Source organism: Pseudomonas sp. SID14000, from assembly GCF_002165135.1.
Classification (GTDB): Bacteria; Pseudomonadota; Gammaproteobacteria; order Pseudomonadales; family Pseudomonadaceae; genus Aquipseudomonas.
This window is the reverse complement of record NZ_NFZQ01000019.1, coordinates 40,838-64,063: the sequence shown is the minus strand read 5'-3', so window position 1 is coordinate 64,063 and position 23,226 is coordinate 40,838. Positions and strand designations below refer to the sequence as shown.

The 23,226-nt window shown below is 63.9% G+C and carries 22 protein-coding genes; 9 read left to right on the top strand and 13 right to left on the bottom strand.

Translation table 11 applies throughout. The features are described from left to right. Window positions 1–77: 77 nt before the first annotated feature. Window positions 78–1,019 carry a CDF family Co(II)/Ni(II) efflux transporter DmeF gene (dmeF, locus tag CAY82_RS23035; RefSeq protein WP_087503210.1) on the bottom strand — a complete coding sequence of 314 codons (942 nt, stop codon included), beginning with the start codon at window positions 1,017–1,019 and terminating at the stop codon, window positions 78–80. A gap of 70 nt (window positions 1,020–1,089) precedes the next feature. Here dmeF and CAY82_RS23030 point away from each other — a divergent pair, with 70 nt between their 5' ends. Then, a complete protein-coding gene (locus CAY82_RS23030; protein ID WP_003258414.1) occupies window positions 1,090–1,365 on the top strand; it encodes a metal/formaldehyde-sensitive transcriptional repressor in 276 nt (91 codons plus the stop codon). A 216-nt stretch (window positions 1,366–1,581) separates the two neighbouring features. On the opposite strand, the gene CAY82_RS23025 is transcribed toward CAY82_RS23030, so the two are convergent. The 7 genes from CAY82_RS23025 to CAY82_RS22995 form a co-directional block, all read right to left on the bottom strand. Beyond that, entirely contained in the window at window positions 1,582–2,514 is a 933-nt protein-coding gene (locus tag CAY82_RS23025; RefSeq protein WP_015271818.1) for a phosphatidate cytidylyltransferase, read from the bottom strand. A gap of 1 nt (window position 2,515) precedes the next feature. Next, the gene (locus CAY82_RS23020) at window positions 2,516–3,139 is read right to left on the bottom strand and encodes a lysophospholipid acyltransferase family protein (protein WP_087503209.1); all 624 of its coding nucleotides are present in this window, start codon (window positions 3,137–3,139) and stop codon (window positions 2,516–2,518) included. 10 nt (window positions 3,140–3,149) lie between these two features. After that, window positions 3,150–3,581, bottom strand: coding sequence for a hypothetical protein (locus tag CAY82_RS23015; protein WP_087503208.1), 432 nt, complete (start codon window positions 3,579–3,581; stop codon window positions 3,150–3,152). After that, window positions 3,578–4,912, bottom strand: coding sequence for a phosphatase PAP2/dual specificity phosphatase family protein (locus CAY82_RS23010; protein WP_087503207.1), 1,335 nt, complete (start codon window positions 4,910–4,912; stop codon window positions 3,578–3,580). The genes CAY82_RS23015 and CAY82_RS23010 overlap by 4 nt, the downstream gene beginning before the upstream one ends. Next, entirely contained in the window at window positions 4,913–6,667 is a 1,755-nt protein-coding gene (locus CAY82_RS23005; RefSeq protein ID WP_087503206.1) for a bifunctional alpha/beta hydrolase/class I SAM-dependent methyltransferase, read from the bottom strand. A gap of 30 nt (window positions 6,668–6,697) precedes the next feature. After that, window positions 6,698–7,303: a CDP-alcohol phosphatidyltransferase family protein gene (locus CAY82_RS23000; protein WP_087503205.1), complete on the bottom strand. Its 606-nt coding sequence runs from the start codon at window positions 7,301–7,303 to the stop codon at window positions 6,698–6,700. Window positions 7,304–7,520: 217 nt separating this feature from the next. Further along, the gene (locus CAY82_RS22995) at window positions 7,521–7,835 is read right to left on the bottom strand and encodes a putative quinol monooxygenase (RefSeq protein WP_087503204.1); all 315 of its coding nucleotides are present in this window, start codon (window positions 7,833–7,835) and stop codon (window positions 7,521–7,523) included. A 154-nt stretch (window positions 7,836–7,989) separates the two neighbouring features. Here CAY82_RS22995 and CAY82_RS22990 point away from each other — a divergent pair, with 154 nt between their 5' ends. The 3 genes from CAY82_RS22990 (at window position 7,990) to ggt (ending at window position 11,444) form a co-directional block, all read left to right on the top strand. Then, window positions 7,990–8,580, top strand: a complete 591-nt coding sequence (locus CAY82_RS22990) for an NAD(P)H-dependent oxidoreductase (protein ID WP_087503203.1) — start codon at window positions 7,990–7,992, stop codon at window positions 8,578–8,580. 182 nt (window positions 8,581–8,762) lie between these two features. Then, entirely contained in the window at window positions 8,763–9,659 is an 897-nt protein-coding gene (locus CAY82_RS22985; protein ID WP_087503202.1) for a LysR family transcriptional regulator, read from the top strand. Between the two features lie 117 nt (window positions 9,660–9,776). Then, window positions 9,777–11,444, top strand: a complete 1,668-nt coding sequence (ggt, locus tag CAY82_RS22980; protein ID WP_087503201.1) for a gamma-glutamyltransferase — start codon at window positions 9,777–9,779, stop codon at window positions 11,442–11,444. A 136-nt stretch (window positions 11,445–11,580) separates the two neighbouring features. On the opposite strand, the gene CAY82_RS22975 is transcribed toward ggt, so the two are convergent. After that, window positions 11,581–13,500, bottom strand: a complete 1,920-nt coding sequence (locus CAY82_RS22975; protein ID WP_087503200.1) for a methyl-accepting chemotaxis protein — start codon at window positions 13,498–13,500, stop codon at window positions 11,581–11,583. A gap of 187 nt (window positions 13,501–13,687) precedes the next feature. After that, window positions 13,688–14,575, bottom strand: a complete 888-nt coding sequence (locus CAY82_RS22970; protein ID WP_087503199.1) for a neutral zinc metallopeptidase — start codon at window positions 14,573–14,575, stop codon at window positions 13,688–13,690. Window positions 14,576–14,802: 227 nt separating this feature from the next. On the opposite strand from CAY82_RS22970, the gene pcaH reads away from it, so the two are divergent. After that, window positions 14,803–15,522: a protocatechuate 3,4-dioxygenase subunit beta gene (gene pcaH / locus CAY82_RS22965; protein WP_003251597.1), complete on the top strand. Its 720-nt coding sequence runs from the start codon at window positions 14,803–14,805 to the stop codon at window positions 15,520–15,522. A gap of 10 nt (window positions 15,523–15,532) precedes the next feature. Beyond that, window positions 15,533–16,138, top strand: a complete 606-nt coding sequence (gene pcaG, locus CAY82_RS22960) for a protocatechuate 3,4-dioxygenase subunit alpha (protein WP_087503198.1) — start codon at window positions 15,533–15,535, stop codon at window positions 16,136–16,138. Window positions 16,139–16,265: 127 nt separating this feature from the next. Here pcaG and trmA read toward each other — a convergent pair whose 3' ends face one another. From trmA to CAY82_RS22945, 3 genes are all read right to left on the bottom strand, one after another. Further along, window positions 16,266–17,351 carry a tRNA (uridine(54)-C5)-methyltransferase TrmA gene (gene trmA / locus CAY82_RS22955; protein WP_087503197.1) on the bottom strand — a complete coding sequence of 362 codons (1,086 nt, stop codon included), beginning with the start codon at window positions 17,349–17,351 and terminating at the stop codon, window positions 16,266–16,268. Then, window positions 17,348–18,643 carry an NCS2 family permease gene (locus tag CAY82_RS22950; RefSeq protein WP_015271803.1) on the bottom strand — a complete coding sequence of 432 codons (1,296 nt, stop codon included), beginning with the start codon at window positions 18,641–18,643 and terminating at the stop codon, window positions 17,348–17,350. The genes trmA and CAY82_RS22950 overlap by 4 nt, the downstream gene beginning before the upstream one ends. Window positions 18,644–18,923: 280 nt before the next feature. Beyond that, window positions 18,924–20,144, bottom strand: a complete 1,221-nt coding sequence (locus CAY82_RS22945; RefSeq protein ID WP_087503196.1) for an MFS transporter — start codon at window positions 20,142–20,144, stop codon at window positions 18,924–18,926. A gap of 344 nt (window positions 20,145–20,488) precedes the next feature. Between CAY82_RS22945 and CAY82_RS22940 the strand changes: the two genes are divergently transcribed. Genes CAY82_RS22940 through CAY82_RS22930 form a run of 3 tightly spaced genes read left to right on the top strand, consistent with a single transcriptional unit; the run spans window position 20,489 to window position 23,101 of the window. Continuing rightward, on the top strand, window positions 20,489–21,925 hold the full coding sequence (locus CAY82_RS22940) for a cytochrome ubiquinol oxidase subunit I (protein WP_087503195.1): 1,437 nt from the start codon (window positions 20,489–20,491) through the stop codon (window positions 21,923–21,925). 3 nt (window positions 21,926–21,928) lie between these two features. Beyond that, complete coding sequence (gene cydB, locus CAY82_RS22935) at window positions 21,929–22,936, top strand: cytochrome d ubiquinol oxidase subunit II (RefSeq protein ID WP_013974219.1); 1,008 nt, start codon at window positions 21,929–21,931, stop codon at window positions 22,934–22,936. Window positions 22,937–22,945: 9 nt separating this feature from the next. Further along, entirely contained in the window at window positions 22,946–23,101 is a 156-nt protein-coding gene (locus CAY82_RS22930) for a DUF2474 domain-containing protein (protein ID WP_085626848.1), read from the top strand. Window positions 23,102–23,226: the final 125 nt, after the last annotated feature.

Below are 23,226 nucleotides of genomic sequence, written 5' to 3'. Positions count from 1 at the left end.
GGCTGAATGACTCGTCACCATAGGGCCATCGGCCGAGCCGCAGTTGCCTGGGCTCGACGTCCAGCTGTCTGGTCGCGCTATGCCAGGCGGTTGACCTCGACGGTGATGTGCGCCAGTTCTTCGTGTACGCCCAGGGCCATGCGCACGCTGTCGGCGCTGAATTCGGCCCGGGCGGCCAGGCCGAGAATGCAGGCGTACTGGTCCTTGCCCACGCGCCACACGTGCAGGTCGGTGATGCTGGCCGGCACCGGCAGCTGCGCGACCACCCCACGGATTTCTTCCACAACCGGCGCGTCCATCTCCGCATCCAGCAGCACCCGCCCGGTATCGCGCAGCAGCCCGCGGGCCCATAGCGCCACCAGCAGCGCACCGACCAGGCCCATGACCGGGTCGAGCCAGCCGGCGCCCCAGTACTTGCCGGCCAGCAGGGCGACAATCGCCAGCACCGAGGTGGCGGCGTCGGCCATTACATGCAGGTAGGCCGAGCGCAGGTTCAGGTCGTGGTGATGGTGGCCGTGGTCATGGTGATGGTCGTGGCCATGGTGGTGATGATCGTGATGGTGATGGTCGTCACGCAGCAGCCAGGCGCAAACCAGGTTGACGGCCAGGCCCACGGTGGCGATGAAAATTGCCTCGTCATAATGGATCGGCCCTGGTGCCAGCAGGCGCTCCACCGACTGGAAGGCCATCAGCCCGGCCACGCCCAGCAACAGCAGGGCGCTGGAGTAGCCGCCGAGAATCTCGATTTTCCAGGTGCCGAAGGCAAAGCGCCGGTCGCCGGCATAACGCCGCGCGGCGGCATAGGCCAGCAGCGACAGGCCCAGGGCCAGGGCATGGGAGCTCATGTGCCAGCCGTCGGCCAGCAACGCCATGGAATTGAAGAACCAGCCCCCGGTAATTTCCGCCACCATCATCACCGCGGTCAGCCACACCGCCAGGCGCGTCTTGCGCTCGGCGCCCAGGTTGCTGGTATGGAACTGGTGGCTGTGCTGCCAGCGGTCTGAGGTTTGTGTCGCCATGGTTTATCATGCTCCCGGAACATCGAGAAATATACTATACCCCAGTATACCTAGCATGGTGTGGAACCCAATGGCACATACCCTGAAGAGCAAGAAGCAACTGCTGACCCGGGTGCGCAAGATCAAAGGCCAGGCCGCTGCCCTGGAGACAGCGCTGGAGCAGGACAAGGACTGCCTGGCGATCCTGCAGCAGATCGCCGCCGTGCGCGGCGCGGTGAACGGGCTGATGGCCGAAGTGATGGAAGGGCATATCCGCGAACACCTGGTGGCGGACGGGCTAAGTGCCGAGGAGCGGCAGGACGAGGCGGACAAGGTGGCGACGTTGCTGCGGTCGTACCTCAAGTAGCAGACCGGCCAAGCTATGGCGATACGGATACCCCTGGGGGGTATAGGTGCCCGATGGTACTTGCTGATTTCTTACGTGTCAGAAGGCATGTGCTTACTTTGCCATCCGATCAGTCCGCTGAGTGCTCGCCTTTAGTTTTCTATTGCCTGTGAGGCCGAGCGCCGCGCGGGCGGCGCTAGATCTTACGGGTACTAGAAAGTTCAAGGCGAACACGTTCTACGCCCACCAATACCGCACAAAGTGGAAGAACACCGGCGCGGCAAAGCACACCGAATCCATGCGGTCGAGCATGCCGCCGTGGCCTTCGATCATGTGCCCCCAGTCCTTCACCCCACGGTCGCGCTTGATCGCCGACATCACCAGCCCGCCGAAGAAGCCCATGGCGTTCACCGCCAACGCCATCAGCGCGGCCTGCCAGAAGGTGAACGGGGTGATCCAGCACAGCAGCGCGCCGATCAGGGTGGCCAAGGCCACGCCGCCGGCCAGGCCTTCGACGGTCTTGGACGGCGACAGGTTGGGCGCCACCTTGTGCTTGCCGAACAGCTTGCCGCACACGTACTGCAGCACGTCGCTGATCTGCACCACCAGGATCAGCCAGGCGATCAGCAGCAGGTTGCGGCCCTCGTAGCCGGGGATGTCGAGGGTCATCAGTGCCGGCACCGACGACACGCAGTACACCGCGATCATCAGCCCCCACTGCACCTTCGAGGCGCGTTCGAGAAAGCGCGTGGTGTCGCCGCCGAAGCTGGCCAGGATCGGCAGCAACAGGAACAGGTACACCGGGATGAAGATGCTGAACAGGCCGTACCAGTCCATGGCGATCAGCACGTACTGCACCGGCAGTGCCACATAGAACGCCGCCACCAGTGCCGGGTAGTCACTGCGCCGGGTCGGGGTGAGGGTCATGAACTCGCGCAGGGCGTAGAACGATACGCCGTAGAACAGCACGATCACGCCGTATTTGCCGAACAGGAAGGCGATGCCGATCACCAGCACCATCACCCACCAGGCGTTGATGCGGGCGTTGAGGTTGTCGATCACCGCGTGCGGGGCCGGGCCGGCGCGCCATTTGAGCAGGCGGCCGATCACGCTGGCGAGCAGCAGCAGGGCGCCGATGCCGGCGAACAGGGAAAGGGTGTTGTCGTCCATCTCAGGCATCCTTGGGGGCCAGGTTCAGCAGGGCCTGGCTGGCCCGCTCGAGGAAGGCTGGCTTGCTTTCATCCGGCTGCAGGTGCAGCGGTTCGCCAAAGCTCAATGTGCACAGCAACGGCAATGGCAGGGCGCGGCCCTTGGGCATCACCCGGTTCAGGTTGGCGATCCACACCGGCACCAGCTCGACGTCGGGGTTGGCTGCTGCCAGGTGGTACAGCCCACTCCTGAACGGCATCAGCGGCTCGTCGCCGAGATTGCGGGTGCCCTCCGGGAAGAAGATCAGCGAGTCGCCCTGGGCCACGGCTTCGAGGATCGGCTGCAACGGGCTGCCCTGGCCGGCGCTGTGCTGCCGGTTGATCAGCACGCCATTGAAGACCTTGCGGATAAGAAAATCGCGAATGCCCGGCCTGGCCCAGTAATCGGCACCGGCTACCGGACGGGTACGCTTGCGCAGCGGCTGCGGCAGCGAGGCCCACAGCAGTACGAAATCGCCATGGCTACTGTGGTTGGCGAAATACAGGCGCTGCACCGGCAGCGGCGTGCAGCCCAGCCACAGGGCGCGGGCGCCGGTTATCAGGCGGGCGGCGGAAGTGATGAGGTAGGCGGTCAGGTTGGCGAGCATGGATCGGTAGTCATCCCTTCAAAGGCAGTGTCAGCAGGGTAGCCAGCGCCAGCGACAGCTGCAGGCCCAGGCACACTGCCTGGCGGCGTAACAGGGCCAGCGCAGCTTGGCTGCGAGCAGGCCAGGCACGGGAATCAGTGGCCTGCGGTTTGAGTTTCAGCTCGAACAGGGCGCGGTCCAGAGCCTGGGTGTCCGCTGCCAGGTCGCGGCTGGCAGCGAGGTGGGCGAACAGTTCGGCATCCACGGCCACGCGGATGGCCCAGTACTTGTGCAGTACACCTAACACCAGCAGCACAATGCACAGCAGGCTGGCCAGCGGTTGCAGCTGGGTCCCCAGCAAGGGCGCCAGGCCATAGGCCAAGGCCAGCAAGGTGAGGCCGTCCGACAGGCGTTCCAGTTGTTTGCCACGGCCCAGCAGGCTGGCCACCACATACAGCGTCATGGTTGTGTCCCTAGCTGTTGCAAGGCTTGGCGATGTGCGCTGTGCAGGACCACGCCGGGGCGGGCCTTGCGGATCAGCGCTTCGGCCTGGCGAGCATCACTGCAGCGGCCCGTGAGCACCAGCCAGGCGGCCACGGCGCTGGCGCTGCGCGAATAGCCCAGGGCGCAGCAGACCAGTACCGGGCCTTGGGAGCGCAGGCGTTCGATGGCGATGGCGGCCTGGTGCAGCAATGGGCTTTCCGGGGCGATCAGGTCCAGGGTAGGAAAACATGCGTAGCCAATGGCGGACGCGACCTGTGTAGGAGCGGCGCTGTTCTGAACATGACACGGTAGCTCAGCGCACAAATCGACCACCCCAGCGAACTGCGCGCCATGCCCTGGAACGCGCCCAAGGTACACGCCATCACACACTTCATCGGCCTGCGGGTGCCGCCAGGTCCACAACCGCGAGTTGACCCACGCCCCAATCAGGTACGGTGCCAGCAGCCAGCTGGCTGCATTCGACAAGCGCCCATCGGCGCCTTTCTGAAACCCGCCTGCGCCGAGCACGCCATAGTTCAGCGCCACCAAAGCCAGCGACACGGCCGGCCAGGTCAACCACAGCCAGGCGCCGCCCAGCGTAACGGCAGGCACTGCGCACAGCAGCCCACCCACTGTATAGAACAACGCCAACCGCCAGCGCTTGGCATCCCGCGCAAGGTGCACCTGCTGCCAGGGCAGTTGCCCCCGATATGGCCACAACCAGACGCAGACGAACCCCACCAATGCCCCTGTCGGCACATCGATGAAATGGTGCTGCCAGGTGGTCAGCACCGACACCCCGATCAGTGCCATCCAGCCATGCATCAGCCAACGCCAGGGTTGGCGCCGCACGTGCCGGGCAAACATCGTCCAGATGATCACCAGCAGGGCAATATGCAGCGAAGGCGCCTGATTGAACGGCTTGTCGAAGCCCATCAGCACATCGAACAACCAGCCGAATACCCCGCCCAGTTCCGGCCGTTCGAAGGTGAAGCGCAGCGGCCAGAGCAGGAAGCAGGTGACGCTGATCAACTGCGCAGTGAGCAGCGCCAGCGCGTGCCGGTCCATTTCCTGGCGGGTGCGCGGCAGCAGGAAGGACAAGCCGTATAGCAGGTCGATCGACCAGTACGGGATGATCGTCCACGGCCACAACGGCGTGTGGCTTTCCCAACTGAACACCAGGCTGCCGACATCACTGCGCCCGGCCGTGTGGTTGTTCGCCAGCCCGTAGCTGAGGAAGAACAGCGGCCCCAGCAGCAGAAGCCAGAACACGCCCCGGCGGATCAGCCCGGGCTCGCGTGATGAGCTCATTCAGCGCACCCGTTGTGCCAGGCTGACGCTGAAAATGCCCCATTCATCGATGCGCTGGGCCAGCTTGCGGAAGCCTGCCGCCTCTACCAGCTGGTCCATTTCGGCCTGGCTGCGGCGGCGCATCACCCAGGCCTCGCCACCGCGGTGGCTGGTGAGGGCGCGGGCGATCATTTCCAGTTGCGGGTGCCACGGCTGGCCGGTATAGACCAGGTAGCCGCCATCCTCAAGCGCATCGGCCAGGCCTGCCAGCGAGTTGCCCACCAACTGGTTGCTGGCGAACAGTTCGTACAGGCCAGAGACCACGGCCAGGGTCGGTGGTTGTTCCAGGGTGGCCAGGCTCTGGCGGTCGAAGGCATCGCCGTGGACGAAACGGGCGATGTCGGCCATGCCCTTTTCGGCGATCAGTGCGCTGCCTTGCTGCACGTTCAGTTCGCTGTAGTCACGCAGCAGGATCGAGTCCGGCCGCTGTTCGAGGTCCTGCAAGGCCTCGAGGATGTAGCGGCCATGGCCGGCGGCGATATCGACAATGTGCACTGGCCGCTGCTGTTCGCACAGGCGGCCGATGGCCAGGCGCAGCAGTTCCTCTAGGTGCAGTTTGCGCTGGCGGATGCCACGCCAGCCGATGGCGTCGAGGTAGTTCCGGTCGACCAGGCGGCCGAGCCTGCCTTTGCCGGTCGGTTGGTTGCGGTAGACGTAGTCGAGGGTACTTCCCGAATCGAAACCGGTATCGAAACCCAGCTTCACGCCTTCGGACAGCCCCTTGCCCAGACGCAGCCCGGCGCGGGTAGCACGCCAGTAAAGGTCGCGGGGCGAGTTGCGCGGCAGCGGTGCGGCTAGGCTTTCGGCTTCGGCGCAGCTGGCGCCGGTCTTGTCGGCATCGAGCAGTGACGGCAGGGCGGCGGGGCTGGCGAAGCAATGTTCGACAAACCGCTCGATGCGCCGCAAGGCATGGGCCCTGTCACGTTCGCCAAGGGTGTCGTGGAAGAAGCCTGGCAGGATGTGCATTTCCTTGCGCGCACTGCCCAGGCGTTCGAAGAAGCGTTCCTGCGGCTTGCGTTCGACCACGAAGTCGGCACCGGACACCAGCAGCTGGGTCGGCAGCTGAATGGCCTGGGCGTCCGCCACCACCCGGTCGGCGGCTTCGTACAGGCCCAGCAGCATGGTCACCGAAATCGGCCGGCTGATCAGCGGGTCGGCCACGTACGACATGACCCGCTCAGGGTCGTGGGTAAGCAGGCGAGGCTTGACGTAGCTGTTGACGAAGAAGTTGCCGCGCAGGGCCTTCAGCAGCTTCAGGCCGGTGCGGGCGAACGGCACGTACAGTTTGACCTTGAACGCTGGCGAGGCCAGCACCAGGCAGCGCACCTTGGGCGCGTAGTCGTGGGCCCAGGTGGCGACCAGCACGGCCCCGACGCTCTGCGCCAGCACCACCAGGTCCTGTTCGGCGATACCGTGGCGGGCCTGGATATGCTCGATGAAGGTCTGCACATCGCGCACGCTGGTGGCGAACCCCGGGCTGTCGCCGCGCGCGCCCGGCGACTGGCCGTGGCCACGGGCATCCCAGGCGAAGAAATCGTAGCCTGGCATGTCCAGTTCATCGGCCAGGTGGGCCATGCGCCCGCCGTGTTCGTGACCGCGGTGGAACATCACCACGGCCCGGCGTGGCTGGTGTTGGTTGCGGGTGGCAGGCCAGTGACGGTAGTGCAGCTCGACGCCGTCATGGGTGGAGAAGTGCAGCGCTTGCGCTTGGCGCATGGTCGACATCCTTTTGCGACGGCAGTGGGCTCAGCGGGTTTCGGCCAGCCCTTGGCGAACCCGGTTGTAGAGGGTATAGAGCGAGAGTGCGAGGATGACCAGCAACAAGCCGTTGACCCAGGTGCCGTTCAGCAGGCCGAAGGCGACATCGGTGCCCAGCACACCGAAGGCAAAGGCCCGGTCGCTCTTGCCCATGGGCCCGTCGTAGCGCCTTGAAGCGCCGGCCAGCGGGCCCATGACACCGGCGTATTCGCTGAAGGTGGCGCTGAGCACTACGAGTACCACCAAGGTTGGCGAGACACCGACCAGCAGGGCGAAGGGCAGGTACAGCGCGGCGTCGGCGATCACGTCGCAGAGTTCGTTGAGGTAGGCGCCGAGGGTGGATTGCTGGCCGAATTCCCGGGCGAGCATGCCGTCGACGGCGTTCAGCGCCATGCGCAGCAGCATCCAGACCGGTACCAGGATGAACAGCCAGGAGAGATGAGGCAGCGCAGCCAGCAGCAGGCCCAGCAGGATTGACAGCAGGGCGGCGGCGACGGTGACCTGGTTGGCGGTGACACCGCGGTCGTAAAGGCGTTGTACGGTAGGGCGGAGCAGGGCCTGGAAGCGTGGTTTGAGCTGGTAGATCGAGGCCACTGGAAAATCCTTTTCGTGGGGCGTGATGGCGCAATTGTGTGTGAGCCTTCTTCGCGGGTAAACCCCCACAGGTATAGCGTCGATCCGAGCGATACCGCTCACCCTGTGGGAGCGGGTTCACCCGCGAACACGGGCGAAGCCCGTGCCATCCACCGCGGTGTCTGCTTCGCGGGCAAGCCCGCTTCCATACTGGTCGCGTCAGCCAGCCATTTGCTGATCAGCGGTTAGCGCTTGATGCGCTGAGCATGTCGATCATCTGGATGTCGAAATCGCGCTCCAGATAGTCCATGCGTTTTTCGAAGAATGCGGTCATGTGCGGCAGGGCCGAATGCACATCCAGCGCGGCCTTGTCGGCCCAGACCTCGAAGAACATGAAGAGGCTCGGGTCCTGCTTGTCGCGCAGCATGTGGTACTCGATGCAGCCCGGCTCCTGGCGGCTTGGCTCGACGTAGGCGCGGAACAGGGTTTCGAACGCTTCAGCCATTTCCGGGCGGGTCTTGGCTTTGAGGATGAAGGCGTACTGCTCACTCATGGGGCACTACTCGGTGATGGGAGGTGATGCGATTCTAATGCAATAATGTGTTGTTTATTCGTGACTTCAACTCAATTGTATTTTGCTCCTGGATTACTGTATCCCGCGCCCGCGAGCCCCTAATCTGCCGGCCTGAATTTTCCGCGAGGCTCGCATGAAGAAGATCCTTTTGCTCAACGGTGGTAAACAGTTCGCTCACTCCGATGGTCGCCTCAACGCGACCTTGCACGAAGCGGCCATCGCTCATCTGGACCGGGCCGGTTTCGATGTGCGCCAGACCTACATCGATGGTGGCTATGACGCCCAGGAAGAAGTGGAGAAGTTCCTTTGGGCCGATGTGGTGATCTACCAGATGCCAGGGTGGTGGATGGGCGCGCCATGGACCGTGAAGAAGTACGTCGATGACGTGTTCACTGCAGGCCATGGCAGCTTGTATGCCAACGACGGCCGTACCCGTGCGGACCACTCACAGAAGTACGGTAGCGGTGGCCTGGTGCACGGCAAGCAGTACATGCTTTCGCTGACCTGGAATGCGCCGCAGCAGGCATTCGACGATCCGAGCGATTTTTTTGAGGGCAAGGGTGTGGATGCGGTGTATTTCCCGTTCCACAAGGCCAACCAGTTCCTTGGCATGACCGGGCTGCCGACCTTTTTGGCGGTGGATGTGATGAAACGGCCGGATGTGCCGGCTGCCTTGGCGGCCTATGAGGCGCACCTGGACAAGGTATTTGGCACGGCACGGTAAGGTTTACCTGTGCCGGCCTCTTCGCGGGTGAACCCGCTCCCACAGGTACCCCACAGTCCTTGAGAAGCGTGCAGTATCTGTGGGAGCGGGTTTACCCGCGAAGAGGCCGGCACAGTCGCTGCTGGACTTGGCCACGACAAGCGGCTATCTACTCCCTGCAGAGACCAACCACAGGCGCAGATGTGAAAACCCGATCCGAAGAACTCCAGGTATTCGTCGCCGTCATCGACTGCGGCTCGATTTCCGCCGCTGCCGAGCAGATAGGCCAGACCCCGTCTGCCGTCAGCCGTACCCTGTCGCGCCTGGAAGGCAAGCTGGGCACCACGCTGGTCAATCGCACCACCAGGCGCATGGACCTGACCGAGGAAGGTCGCTTCTTCCTCGAACGCGCGCGGCTGATTCTGGAACAGATGGACGAAATGGAAGAGCGCCTGTCGATGAACCGCCAGACCCCCACCGGGCGCCTTCGCATCAACGCCGCCTCTCCGTTCATGCTGCATGCCATCCTGCCGTGGATCGGCGAGTTCCGCCGCCAATACCCTGGCATCGAACTGGAGCTCAATACTGACGACCTGGTCATCGACCTGCTGGAGCAGAGCACCGATGTGGCAATCCGTATCGGCGAACTGGCTGACTCCAGCCTGCACGCGCGCAACCTGGGGTGCAGCCCGGTACAGGTGCTGGCCAGCCCGGCTTACCTCGAGCAGCATGGCACGCCACAGCGGGTCGAGGACCTGGCCGACCACTGCCTGCTCGGCTTCAGCCAGCCCGAATCGCTCAACCACTGGCCTCTGCGCCATGCCCAGGGTGACCGCTGGAGCATCCGCCCGTCGCTGATCGCCTCCAGCGGCGAGACCTTGCGCCAACTGGCGCTGGCCGGCGAGGGCATCGTCAGCCTGTCGCACTTCATGACCCACGAGGACATCCGCACCGGGCGCCTGCAGGTGTTGCTGAGCGAAGCCAACAACGGCTACCGCCAGCCGATCCACGCGGTGTACTACCGCAACACCCAGCTGGCGCTGCGTATCCAGTGCTTCCTCGATTTCATCCAGCGCAAGTTGGCGATGTACGCCAGCTGAGTTGCCTGAACGCGACAGACCCTGTCCACAGGCGGCGAAACTTCCTGCGGTTGATTGCACAGTCGAAGCGCTTCGGCCTTACTGAACGCTCAACAAAAACAACACCAAGGAAGTGTCATGCGTATTGTTCCATTCCAGTACCTTGCCCTCGCAGCCGCGATCCTGAGCGGTTCCTCGGTTTATGCCGCCTCCCTGGAGGGCGGCGCGGTGGCTGCGCCTGATCAATATGGTGCACAGGTGGCCGCCGACATCCTCAAGAAAGGCGGCAACGCGGTGGATGCGGCAGTGGCCACGGCGTTTACCCTGGCGGTGACTTATCCGGAGGCCGGCAACATCGGCGGTGGTGGGTTCATGACCCTGTTCGTTGACGGCAAACCCTACTTCCTCGACTACCGCGAAGTCGCGCCCAAGGCCGCCACGCGCAACATGTACCTGGATGACAAGGGGGAGGTCATCGAGAACCTTAGCCTGGTCGGGGCACGCGCTGCTGGCGTACCTGGCACTGTGATGGGGTTGTGGGAGGCGCACCAGAAGTTCGGCAAGTTGCCCTGGAGCGAGCTGCTGACCCCGGCCATCGGCTATGCGAAAAACGGCTTCAAGGTGGCTGCAAAGCAGTACCAGTACCGCAACGATGCCCAGGGCATGTTCAAGACCGCGACCAATTTCAATGACTACTTCGGCAACATGAAGGTCGGCGAGCTGTTCAAGCAACCGGAAATGGCCCAGACCCTGGAGCGCATCGCCGACAATGGCGTGAGCGAGTTCTACCAGGGCAAGACCGCCGACCTGCTGGTGGCGCAGATGCAGGCCGACAAGGGCCTGATCACCAAGCAAGACCTCCAGGACTACAAGGCCATATGGCGTGAGCCGATGGCCGTGAGCTGGCGTGGCAATGTGGTCTACACCGCTCCACCGCCAAGCTCCGGTGGCGTCGCCCTGGCCCAGCTGCTCGGCATCAAGGAAAACCGCGCGGCGGATTTCAAGGGTGTGGCGCACAATTCGGCGCAGTACATCCACCTGTTGGCCGAGATCGAGAAGCGCGTATTCGCCGACCGCGCCGATTACCTCGGCGACCCGGCCTTCACCAAAGTGCCGGTGGACCAGCTGGTGGCCAAGGATTATCTGGCCAAGCGCGCCGCGCAGGTCAACCCGAAAGCGATTTCCGACACTGACAAGGTAAAGCCGGGCCTGGAGCCGCACCAGACCACGCACTTCTCGATCGTCGACAAGCAGGGTAACGCGGTCAGCAACACCTACACCCTTAACCTCGACTACGGCAGTGGCGTGGTGGTGAAAGGCGCCGGCTTCCTGCTCAACGATGAGATGGATGACTTCAGCGCCAAGCCGGGGGCGGCGAATGCCTTTGGTGTGGTTGGCGGCGATGCCAATGCCATCGCGCCCGGCAAGCGCATGCTGTCGTCCATGGGCCCCAGCCTGATGACCCGCGATGGCAAGGTCGAGCTGGTCATCGGTACCCCGGGTGGCTCGCGGATCTTCACCTCGATTTTCCAGGTGATGAATAACCTTTACGACTACGGCATGCCGCTGGACAAGGCGGTAGCGGCGCAGCGCGTGCACCATCAGTTGCTGCCCAAGGACACCATCTATTTCGACAGCTACGCGCCGCTGACCGGGCCTGTGGCTGATGAACTGAAGAAGATGGGCTATGTGCTGGAGGACCAGGGCTGGGAGATGGGCGATATCCAGGCGATCCGGGTGGATGGGGCGAAGCTGGAGACCGCTTCCGATCCGCGTGGGCGTGGGGTAGGGATGATCGTCAAGTAATACCTGTTCCATCGCTGGGAGGGCTTTGCCCTCCTTTCGCGACACAAGGCCGCTCCCACAAAGACCTGCGTACGCCGATCAATGTGGGAGCGGCCTTGTGTCGCGATGGGCCGCAAAGCGGCCCCAGATTCCAGGATCAGACGCGGAACTGGCTGACCAACGTCTGCAACTGCCCGCCCAACCGCGCCAGCTCCACGCTGGACGCTGCCGTTTCGTCACTGGCCGCCGCCGTCTGCTCCGATACATCGCGCACATTCAGGATGCTGCGGCTGATCTCCTCCGCCACCGCACTCTGCTGCTCTGCCGCCGCGGCAATCTGCTGGTTCATCGACTGGATGTTCGACACTGTGCTGGTGATGCTCTCCAGCGACGCCCCGGCCTTGCGCGCCAGCTCGACGCTGCTGTCGGTCAGGGTACGGCTGCCTTGCATGGCTGTAGCCACTTGCTGGGTCCCATGCTGCAGGCTGGCGATCAGCTCTTCGATCTCTTCGGTGGATTTCTGCGTGCGCTGGGCCAGGCCGCGTACTTCGTCGGCGACCACGGCAAAGCCACGGCCGGCTTCGCCGGCACGCGCAGCCTCGATCGCCGCGTTCAGCGCCAGCAGGTTGGTCTGCTCGGCCACGGACTTGATCACGTCCATCACGCTGCCGATCTTCTGGCTTTCCTGCTGCAGCAGGTTCATGGCCTCGGTGGAGCGGTGCATGTCCTCGGCCAGGCGCTCGATCTGGCCAATTGCTTCGCCCACCACGCGGTCGCCGGCACGGGCTTCGTCATCGGCACCGGTGGCGGCATGCGAGGCCTGTTCGGCGTTGCGCGCCACTTCCTGGACGGTAGCGGCCATTTCGTGCATGGCGGTGGCCACCTGGTCGGTCTCGACCTTCTGACTGTTGGCGCCGGCGCTGGTCTGCTCGGTCACCGCCGACAGTTCCTCGGCAGCGCTGGCGATCTGGGTGACGCCGTCGCGGATGCCGCTGATCAGCTCACGCAAAGTGGTGCCCATGCGGGCGATGCCTTGTTGCAGCACGCCCAGTTCGTCGCGTCGGGTGACGCGCAGGTGTTGGGTGAGGTCGCCGCTGGCGATCTTTTCCACTGCCACCAGGGTGTCTTGCAGCGGGCGGGTGATCTGCCGGGTGATCAGCACGGCTGCCAACACGCCGACCAGCAGAGCCAGCAGCGTGGCGATGGTCTGCAGGCTGCGGGCCTGGGTGCTCTCGATGTCGCGGCGCTGCAGCTGGATCTGGTACAGCGCGTCGCTGCGCTTGACGATGTCGGCACCCTGAACGGTCATTTCGGCGCGCGCTGTGGTGATATTGGCGACTGCATCGCGGAACTGGCGCACGGCGTCACGGTAGGCCAGCACCGAGCTTTCAAACTGTTGCAGGCGCGTGTCTTCGTTGGGCAGATGGCGCTTGAGGTTGTCGATCTCGGCCAGGGCGGTGTCCAGCTGGCGCAGAGCGGCCTGCTCGTTGGTGGTGCTGTTTTCGGCAATATAGCCGCGTACGTCAATGCGCACCTGCAGAAGTTGCTGGCGAGCCTTGCTGATCTGCTGGTACTGGGTCAGGCGCACGCTGTCGGCTTCGGGGCGTGCCATGACATCCTGGCTGAGGGTGTCCATGGCCTGGTCGGCGCGGCTGGCCGAGCCATCCATGGCCGTGCGCGCGGTGCGGGTAGCGTCGTAGCCCTGGCGCATCTTGTTCAGCGACACCTTGTAGGCGCTGATGGTCTCGCCCAGCTCACCCAGCAGCTTGATGTTCTCCGGGCTCTTGAAGGTGCTGGCCAGGTAGGCCTGCTGCTTGCTGAAGGCGTCCAGCTTGGCCTGGGTATTGGCGGCGGCGGCATCGTCGCCGTTGGCAATCATGTACTGGAGGCGCGCAATACGCAGGTCGGTCAGGTCCTTGTTGAGCTGGCCGATATCGCCCATCCAGTTGCTGCGGTCGATCAGGCTGCCCAGGCTGGTCCAGCCAGTCAGGGCCAGCAGGCCGGTGAGGATCAGTACCAGGCCGAAACCCAGGCCGAGTTTGAGGTTGACGCTGATGTTGGCGAACCAGTTGTTCATGCACGCTCTCCAGAAGTTTTTTCGCTCGCTTGATCGTCGATCGCCAGGCGTTGTTGTTCTGGATGCCTGCTGACTCGTGCAGGGGTTATCGGCAGTGATGGGGGAAGCTGAAACGCTTTTTCAGCAGATTTGTAACTGACTTGATTGGGGCTGCCCCGCGAAGGGCCGCAAAGCGGCCCCCGAAGCCTCAGAGGTTGCGCGCACTGAAGGTATCGCAGCGGTTTACCTCACCCTCGGCAAACCCGGCCTTGAACCAGCGCACCCGCTGCGCCGAGGTGCCATGGGTGAAAGAGTCCGGCACCACGCGGCCGCGGCCCTGCTGCTGCAGGCGGTCATCGCCAATGGCATTGGCCGCGTTCAGCGCCTCTTCGACGTCACCCGGCTCCAGCCAGTTCAGGCGCTTCTGCGCCTGGTAGGCCCATACGCCGGCCAGGCAGTCGGCCTGCAGTTCCTGGCGCACCAGCAGGCCGTTGTCGCCTTCCATGCGCTGACCACTGCGGCGCGCGGCATCGACCTTGGCCGACACGCCCAGCAGGGTCTGCACGTGATGGCCGATTTCGTGGGCGATCACGTAGGCCTGGGCAAAGTCGCCGGCGGCGGCGAAGCGGGTTTCCATTTCGCGGAAGAACGACATGTCCAGGTAAACCCGCTGGTCCGCCGGGCAGTAGAACGGCCCCACCGCCGCCGAGGCAAAGCCACAGGCCGAATTGACCTGGCCGCTGAACAGCACCAGCTTGGGGTCGCGGTACTGCTTGCCGCCCTCGGCGAACAGGGCTTTCCAGGTGTCTTCGGTATCGCCCAGGATCGAGGCGACGAACTCGGCCTGCTGGTCGTTGGCCGACGGGGCCTTGCCACCCGCACTGCTGGGCACCTGCTGTTGCTGCTGTTCCATCTGGCCGGCGAGTTGACCGAGAATCTGCAACGGGTCCTGGCCGGTGAGCCAGCCGATGCCGACAATCAGCAACACTGCGCCAAGCCCCAGCCCCTTGCCGCCGCCGAAACGCATGCCACCACCACCACCTTCGCCTCGGGCATCGACCACATTGTCGCTGCGTCGGCCTTTTCGCCATTCCATGAATGCTCTCCAGAGCGTGAAACAAGAAGGCAAAGATTAGTCCACGACAACGGCGAGTGTCAGGCCAAGGTGTTTATCCATAACCAAATGGTTATGTGTGAAATGCCTGATTTCAATGTTCATTGCCTGCTACCTGCTGGAAACTGCATGTGGGAGCGGGCTTGCCCGCGACAGGGTTTCGTAGAAGCCCCCCTCGCATTTCCATAATTCCAAGAGAGGAAACCGGCATGCCCGCCCAGGACAACAGCCGCTTCGTGATCCGTGATCGCAACTGGCACCCGAAAGCCCTTACGCCTGACTACAAGACATCCATTGCCCGCTCGCCGCGCCAGGCACTGGTCAGCATCCCGCAGTCGATCAGCGAAACTACCGGCCCGGACTTTTCCCACCTGGGCTTCGGCGCCCACGACCATGACCTGCTGCTGAACTTCAACAACGGTGGCCTGCCGATCGGCGAGCGCATCATCGTCGCCGGCCGTGTGGTCGACCAGTACGGCAAGCCTGTGCCGAACACCCTGGTGGAAATGTGGCAGGCCAACGCCGGCGGCCGCTACCGTCACAAGAACGACCGCTACCTGGCACCGCTGGACCCGAACTTCGGTGGCGTCGGCCGCTGCCTGACCGACCGTGACGGCTACTACAGCTTCCGCACCATCAAGCCGGGCCCGTACCCATGGCGCAACGGCCCGAACGACTGGCGCCCGGCGCACATCCACTTCGCCATCAGCGGCCCGTCGATCGCCACCAAGCTGATCACCCAACTGTACTTCGAGGGTGACCCGCTGATTCCGATGTGCCCGATCGTCAAGTCGATCGCCAACCCGCAAGCCGTGCAGCAGTTGATTGCCAAGCTCGACATGAGTAACGCCAACCCGATGGACTGCCTGGCCTACCGCTTCGACATCGTGCTGCGCGGCCAGCGCAAGACCCACTTCGAAAACTGCTGAGGACCCCGCCATGCCAATCGAACTGCTGCCGGAAACCCCTTCGCAGACCGCCGGCCCCTACGTGCACATCGGCCTGGCCCTGGAAGCCGCCGGGAACCCGACCCGCGACCAGGAAATCTGGAACCGCCTGGCCAAGCCGGATGCGCCCGGCGAGCATATTCTGCTGATCGGCCATGTGTATGATGGCAATGGCCACCTGGTGCGGGACTCGTTCCTGGAGCTCTGGCAAGCCGACGCCAACGGTGAGTACCAAGATGCCTACAACCTGGAAAACGCCTTCAACAGCTTTGGCCGCACGGCTACCACCTTTGACGCGGGTGAGTGGACGGCGCATACGGTGAAGCCAGGCGTGGTGAAAAACGCCGCCGGTGTGCCAATGGCACCGCACATCAACATCAGCCTGTTTGCCCGGGGGATCAACATCCATCTGCACACGCGCCTGTATTTCGATGATGAGGCCGAGGCCAATGCCAAGTGCCCGGTGCTCAACCTGATCGAGCAGCCGCAGCGGCGCGAGACCCTGGTGGCCAAGCGTTGCGAGGTGGACGGGAAGACGGCGTATCGCTTCGATATCCGTATTCAGGGGGACGGGGAGACGGTGTTCTTCGACTTCTGAGTTGGACCTCGGGGGCCGCTTTGCGGCCCATCGCGACACAAGGCCGCTCCTACAGGGAATCGCGTTCTTCCTGTAGGAGCGGCCTTGTGTCGCGATGGGCTGCAAAGCAGCCCCGGCTGTCTGAAGGTCAGCGCCGAACCAGCAAAACCCCACTCTCCATATGGTGGGTATAGGGGAACTGGTCAAACAACGCACACCGCTCGATGCGGTGCGTATCCTGCAACTGGGCAATGTTCGCCGCCAGTGTCTCCGGGTTGCACGAGATGTACAGGATCCGCTCGAAACGCCGGGTCAGCTCGCAGGTGTCCGGGTCCATCCCCGCCCGCGGCGGGTCGACGAACACCGTGCCGAACGCGTAGCTCTTCAGGTCAATGCCTTCCAGTCGGCGGAACGGCCGTACCTCATTCAGCGCCTGGGTCAGTTCTTCCGCCGACAGGCGCACCAGCCGCACGTTATCCACAGCGTTTTCGTCGAGGTTGCTCAGCGCGGCGTTGACCGAGGTCTTGCTGATTTCGGTGGCCAGCACCTGGCGCACGCGGGTGGCCAGCGGCAGGGTGAAGTTGCCGTTGCCGCAGTAAAGCTCCAGCAGGTCGTCGTCGCGCTCGCCGATGGCCTCGAAGGCCCAGCTCAGCATCTTCTGGTTCACCGCACCGTTGGGCTGGGTGAACGCGCCTTCCGGCTGGCGGTAGCTGAACACACGGCCAGCCACATCGAGTTTTTCCACCGCGTAGTCACGGCCGATCACCAGGCGCTTGCCCTTGGAGCGGCCAATGATGCTCACGCCCAGCTCTTCGGCCAGTTGCCGTGCGGCCACTTCCCAGGCCTCGTCCAGTGGGCGGTGGTAGCACAGGGTGACCATGGCATCGCCAGCCAGGGTGGTGAGGAACTCCACCTGGAACAGGCGGTTGCCCAGTTCCTCGCTGGCCTGCCAGGCCGCCTTCAGGCGTGGCATCAGTGCATTGACGCGCTGGCTGGCGATGGGGAAATCGTCGATCAGGATCGCCTTGTGCTTCTCGCCCGGGGCGAACATGGCGTAGTGGCGCTGGCCGTCTTCGCGCCACAGGCGGAATTCGGCGCGCAGGCGGTAATGCTCGCGCGGCGAGTCGAATACAGCCGGCTCTGGCGCGCCGAACGGCGCCAGCAGCTCACGCAGCCGGGCCACCTTGGCATCCAGCTGGGTGGTGTAGGAGGAGGGGTCGAAAGCAGCACTCATGCGTTGAACCAGCCCAGCTTGATGACGAACAGGATGGAAAGGATCACCAGGGCCGGGTTCAGGTCGCGGTGGCGGCCAGAGATCAGCTTGACGGCAGTCCAGGAAATGAAGCCGAAGGCGATGCCGTTGGCGATCGAGTAGGTCAGCGGCATGGCCAGGGCGGTCACTACCACCGGTGCGGCTTCGGTGACATCGTCCCAGTTTATTTCTGCCAGGCCCGAGGCCATCAGTACCGCGACGAACAGCAGCGCCGGTGCAGTGGCGAAGGCCGGCACGCTACCGGCTAGCGGGGCGAAGAACAGCGCCAGCAGGAACAGCACGGCGACCACGATGGCGGTCAGGCCGGTACGGCCACCGGCGCTCACGCCCGCGGCGGATTCGATGTAGCTGGTGGTGGTCGAGGTGCCCAGCAGGGAGCCGGCCATGGCTGCGGTACTGTCGGCGATCAGGGCTCGGCCCATCTTCGGCATGTGGCCGTCCTTGCCCATCAGCCCGGCGCGCTTGGCCACGCCGATCAGGGTGCCGGAGTTGTCGAACAGGTCGACGAACAGGAAGGCGAAGATCACGCTGACCAGGCCCACGTCCAGCGCGCCGGCGATGTCCAGTTGCAGGAAGGTCGGGGCCAGTGATGGCGGCATCGAGACCACGCCGCCGAATGGCGTCACGCCCATCAGGATCGAGGCGATGGTTACGGCGAGAATGCCGATCAGCACGGCACCGCGCACTTTCAGCGACTCCAGGCCGACGATAAGGAAGAAGCCCAGGGTGGCGAGGATCGGTGCTGGCTGCTTGAGGTCGCCGAGGCCCACCAGGGTGGCCGGGTTATCGACGACGATGCCTGCGTTATGCAGGGCGATCAGCGCCAGGAACAGGCCGATACCCGCGGCAATGGCCGAACGCAGCGGCAGCGGGATGCTGTTCACGATCCATTCGCGGATGCGGAAGATCGACAGCAGGAAGAACATCACTGCCGACAGGAACACCGCACCCAGTGCCACCTGCCAGGTGTGGCCCATGTGCAGGACCACGGTGTAGGTGAAGAACGCGTTCAGGCCCATGCCCGGCGCCAGGGCGATCGGGTAGTTGGCGATCAGGCCCATGGTCACCGAGCCGATGGCCGCGGCCAGGCAGGTGGCGACGAAGATCGCGCCCTTGTCCATGCCTGTCTCGCCGAGGATGCTCGGGTTGACGAACAGGATGTAGGCCATGGCCAGGAAGGTGGTGACGCCCGCGAGAATCTCGGTGCGCACATTGGTGTTGTGTGCTTTTAGTTGAAACAGCCTTTCCAGCATGCCCGCTCCCCAAGGCGCCCCCGGCGCCATGAATTTATCGACCCCATCAGCAAAGCACAGACCGTACCGGTTGCCGTGGTTTTGTGTGGGGCGGAAAAAAGCCGCGCATCATACCAGCATGCTTGGCGGGGGCCTATCGCCGTTGGGGAATGGTAATTTTTTCCCTGTGCCGGCCTCTTCGCGGGTGAACCCGCTCCCACAGGTACCCCACCAGGCCTAAGGGCGGCGCGGTCCTTGTGGGAGCGGGTTTACCCGCGAAAGGGCCGGTACAGGCTACAGATCAACCGTGATGCAACCGATCTCGCTTGGCCAGTGTGGGGAACAGTCTTATCCACACCCCCGTTACCACCAAAGTGCCCACCCCACCCAGCACCACCGCCGGCACTGTGCCAAACCAGTGCGCCGTAACCCCCGATTCGAACTCGCCGAGCTGGTTCGAGGCACCAATGAACAAGCCGTTCACCGCACTCACCCGCCCGCGCATTTCATCCGGCGTCTCCAGCTGCACGAAGGCGCCGCGGATGACCATGCTGATCATGTCCGCCGCGCCCAGCACCACCAGCACCGCCAGCGAGAACCAGAACGAGGTCGACAGGCCAAAGGCGATGGTCGCCACGCCGAACACGCCCACTGCCGTGAACATGGTCCGCCCCACGTTGCGCTCGAACGGGAAGCGTGCCAGCCACAGCGACATCAGCAACGCCCCCACCGCTGGCGCCGAACGCAGCAGGCCGAGGCCCAGCGGGCCGGTCAGCAGGATGTCCTTGGCGAACACCGGCAGCAACGCGGTGGCCCCGCCCAGCAGTACGGCGAACAGGTCCAGCGAGATGGCGCCGAGGATATCGGGCCGGCTGCGGATGAAGCGGATACCGGCCAGCAGCGATTCGATGCTGGCGCGCCCGCGCTGGGCCACCTGACCGCGAGCCTGCAGGCTCAGGGTCAGCAGGCAGGCGATGGCGTACAGGGCCACGGTGGGGCCGTACACCCAGATGCTGCCGAAGGCATACAGGAAACCGCCCACCGCCGGGGCCACGATGGTTGCCGACTGGGTGGCCGATGCCGAAGCCGCCACCGCGCGTGGGAACAGCCCGGCCGGTACCACGTTGGGCAGCAGCGCCTGGGTTGCCGGCATTTCGAACGAACGCGTGGCACCGAGCAGGAAGGCGAGGGCGAAGATCAGCTCACGGGTGACATTGTCGGTGGCGCTGCCCAGCGCCAGTGCCAGGGCTATCAACCCCTGCAGGCTCTGGCACAGCGCAGCGACCTTGCGCCGGTCATAGCGGTCGGCGACATGCCCGGTGTGCAGCATGAACAGCACCCGTGGGGCGAACTCGACCAGGCCGACCAGGCCCAGGTCCAGCACATTGCCGGTCAACTGGTAGAGGTGCCAGCCTATGGCCACGGTGAGCATCTGGAAGCCGCTGGCGGTGAACACGCGCGCCAGCCAGAAGGCCAGGAAAGGGCGGTGGTGACGCAACAACTGCGGTGCGGAATCGGACATCGGAAACCAGGGACCTCGGCGCAGTAGAGGGGGCCGCAGCGTATCATCTGTTTGTAACAAACGGTTACTGTTTGCCGGGAGCGGCACTTTTTTACGCGGTATGAAAGGGGGTGGGGCAACCGGTCACGCGGCAATCAACCACACGGCCCGGCGGGCCATTCAGGACTATGCTTCCTAGCAATCGTTGATCTGGATCAATTGTTCCAGATGTAACGATCGGGCCCTCGGGCCGAAATCCCTGCGATCGAACAGAACAATTCCAACGCGCCGCACTCGACTACCGTGGGGGCAGTGGGCGATGGGGCCAGCGGCCCGGACGCCGGATTATCTGAAGAGGAAGCACCATGTTCGGAATAGAGGCCTTGGAACTCGCCCGAATGCAGTTTGCCTTTACCGTATCGTTCCATATCCTGTTCCCGGCCATCACCATCGGCCTGGCGAGCTACCTGGCAGTCCTTGAAGGCCTTTGGCTGCGGACAAATAACCAGGTCTATCGCGACCTTTATCACTTCTGGTCGAAAATCTTCGCCGTCAACTTCGGCATGGGCGTGGTCTCGGGCTTGGTCATGGCCTACCAGTTCGGTACCAACTGGAGCCGCTTCTCCGACTTCGCCGGCGCCATCACCGGCCCGTTGCTTACCTACGAGGTGCTGACAGCGTTCTTCCTCGAGGCTGGCTTCCTGGGGGTCATGCTGTTTGGCTGGAACCGCGTCGGCCGTGGCCTGCACTTCTTCTCCACGGTGATGGTGGCGCTCGGCACCCTGGTCTCGACCTTCTGGATCCTTGCCTCCAACAGCTGGATGCAGACCCCGCAAGGCCACGAAATCATCGATGGCCGGGTGGTGCCGGTGGACTGGCTGGCGGTGGTATTCAACCCCTCGTTCCCCTACCGCCTGATGCACATGGCCACTGCCGCATTCGTTGCCACTGCGTTCTTTGTCGGTGCCTCGGCGGCCTGGCACCTGCTGCGCGGGCGGGACAACCCGGCAGTGCGCAAGATGCTGTCGATGGCCATGTGGATGGCACTGATCGTTGCCCCGATCCAGGCGGTGATCGGTGACTTCCATGGCCTCAACACGCTCAAGCACCAGCCGGTGAAAATCGCTGCGATCGAAGGTCACTGGGAGAACGTACCCGGCGAGCCGACCCCGCTGATTTTGTTCGGCATCCCCGACATGCAGGCCGAAACCACCCGCTTCAAGCTCGAGATCCCGGCGCTCGGCAGCCTGATCCTGACCCACAGCCTGGACAAGCAGGTGCCGGCGATGAAGGAGTTCCCACCCGAAGACCGACCCAACTCGACCATCGTCTTCTGGTCGTTCCGGATCATGGTTGGCCTGGGTTTCCTGATGATTTTCGTCGGTCTGTGGAGCCTCTGGCTGCGCAAGCGCGGCACGCTCTACACCTCGCGGCCGTTCCTGTACCTGGCCCTGTGGATGGGGCCTTCCGGGTTGATCGCGCTGCTGGCCGGCTGGTTCACCACCGAAATCGGCCGCCAGCCCTGGGTGGTGTATGGCCTGATGCGCACGGCAGACGGTGTGTCCAACCACAGTTACGCCCAGCTCGGCTTCACCCTGGTGGCCTTCGTGGTGGTGTACTTCGCCCTGTTCGGCACCGGGCTTGGCTACATGATGCGCCTGGTGCGCAAAGGGCCGCAGACTGGTGAGGGTGACGAGCATAGCCCTGGTGGCCCTGGTACCAAACGCACCCCGGCGCGGCCGCTGTCCGCCGCCGATGATGGCCGAGAGGCCAACTCCGCCAGCCTGAGCAAGGGGAACTGAGCCATGGGTATCGACCTTCCGCTGATCTGGGCCGTGATCATCATCTTCGGCGTCATGATGTACGTGGTGATGGATGGTTTCGACCTGGGGATCGGCATGCTCTTCCCGTTCGTCAAGGGCGAGCATGACCGCGATGTGATGATGAACACCGTCGCCCCCGTGTGGGACGGTAACGAAACCTGGTTGGTGCTGGGCGGTGCCGGGTTGTTCGGGGCGTTCCCGATGGCTTACTCGGTAGTGCTGGAGGCACTGTACCTGCCATTGATCCTGATGCTGATCGGCCTGATCTTCCGCGGCGTGGCCTTCGAATTCCGCTTCAAGGCCAAGGCCGACAAACGCCATATCTGGGACAAGGCTTTCATCTGGGGCTCGCTGATCGCCACCTTCTTCCAGGGCGTGGCACTAGGCGCCTTCCTCGAAGGCTTCAAGGTGGTCGACCGGCATTTTGCCGGTGGCACCCTTGACTGGCTTACCCCGTTCAGCCTGTTCTGCGGCCTGGGGCTGATCGTTGCCTACACCCTGTTGGGTTGCACCTGGCTGATCATGAAGACCGAAGGGTCGCTGCAGCAGAAGATGCACGACATTGCCCGGCCGCTGGCGCTGGTGCTGCTGGTGGTGATCGGGATCGTCAGCCTATGGACACCGATCGCTTACCCGCAGATCGCCGAGCGCTGGTTCAGCATGCCTAACCTGGTCTGGTTCATGCCGGTGCCGATCCTGGTGCTGGTAACCTTCTACGGGTTGCTCAAGGCGGTGGCGCGCAATGCGCACTACACGCCGTTCCTGTTGACGCTGGTGCTGATCTTCCTCGGTTACAGCGGCCTGGGCATCAGCCTGTGGCCGAATATCATCCCGCCGTCGATCTCGATCTGGGATGCCGCGGCGCCACCGCAGAGCCAGGGCTTCATGCTGGTGGGCACACTGTTCATCCTGCCGTTCATCCTCATGTATACCTTCTGGAGCTACTACGTGTTCCGCGGCAAGGTGACCCATGAAGACGGCTATCACTAGGAGGGCCGCATGATGACCGGCAAGCATGGCTTGGACGAGAAGAAACCCCTGTGGCAGCGACTGGGCTGGCTGCTGCTGATCTGGGCGATGAGCGTGGCGGCCCTGGGCGTGGCGGCCTGGGTGATGCGCCTGTTCATGGGCGCAGCCGGCCTGACCACCCATTGAACCAACGGGGGCGCTTTGCGCCCCTTTCGCGACACAAGGCCGCTCCTACAGGGATCGCGATCATACAGATTGTCGCGTCTCCCTGTAGGAGCGGCCTTGTGTCGCGATGGGCTGCAAAGCAGCCC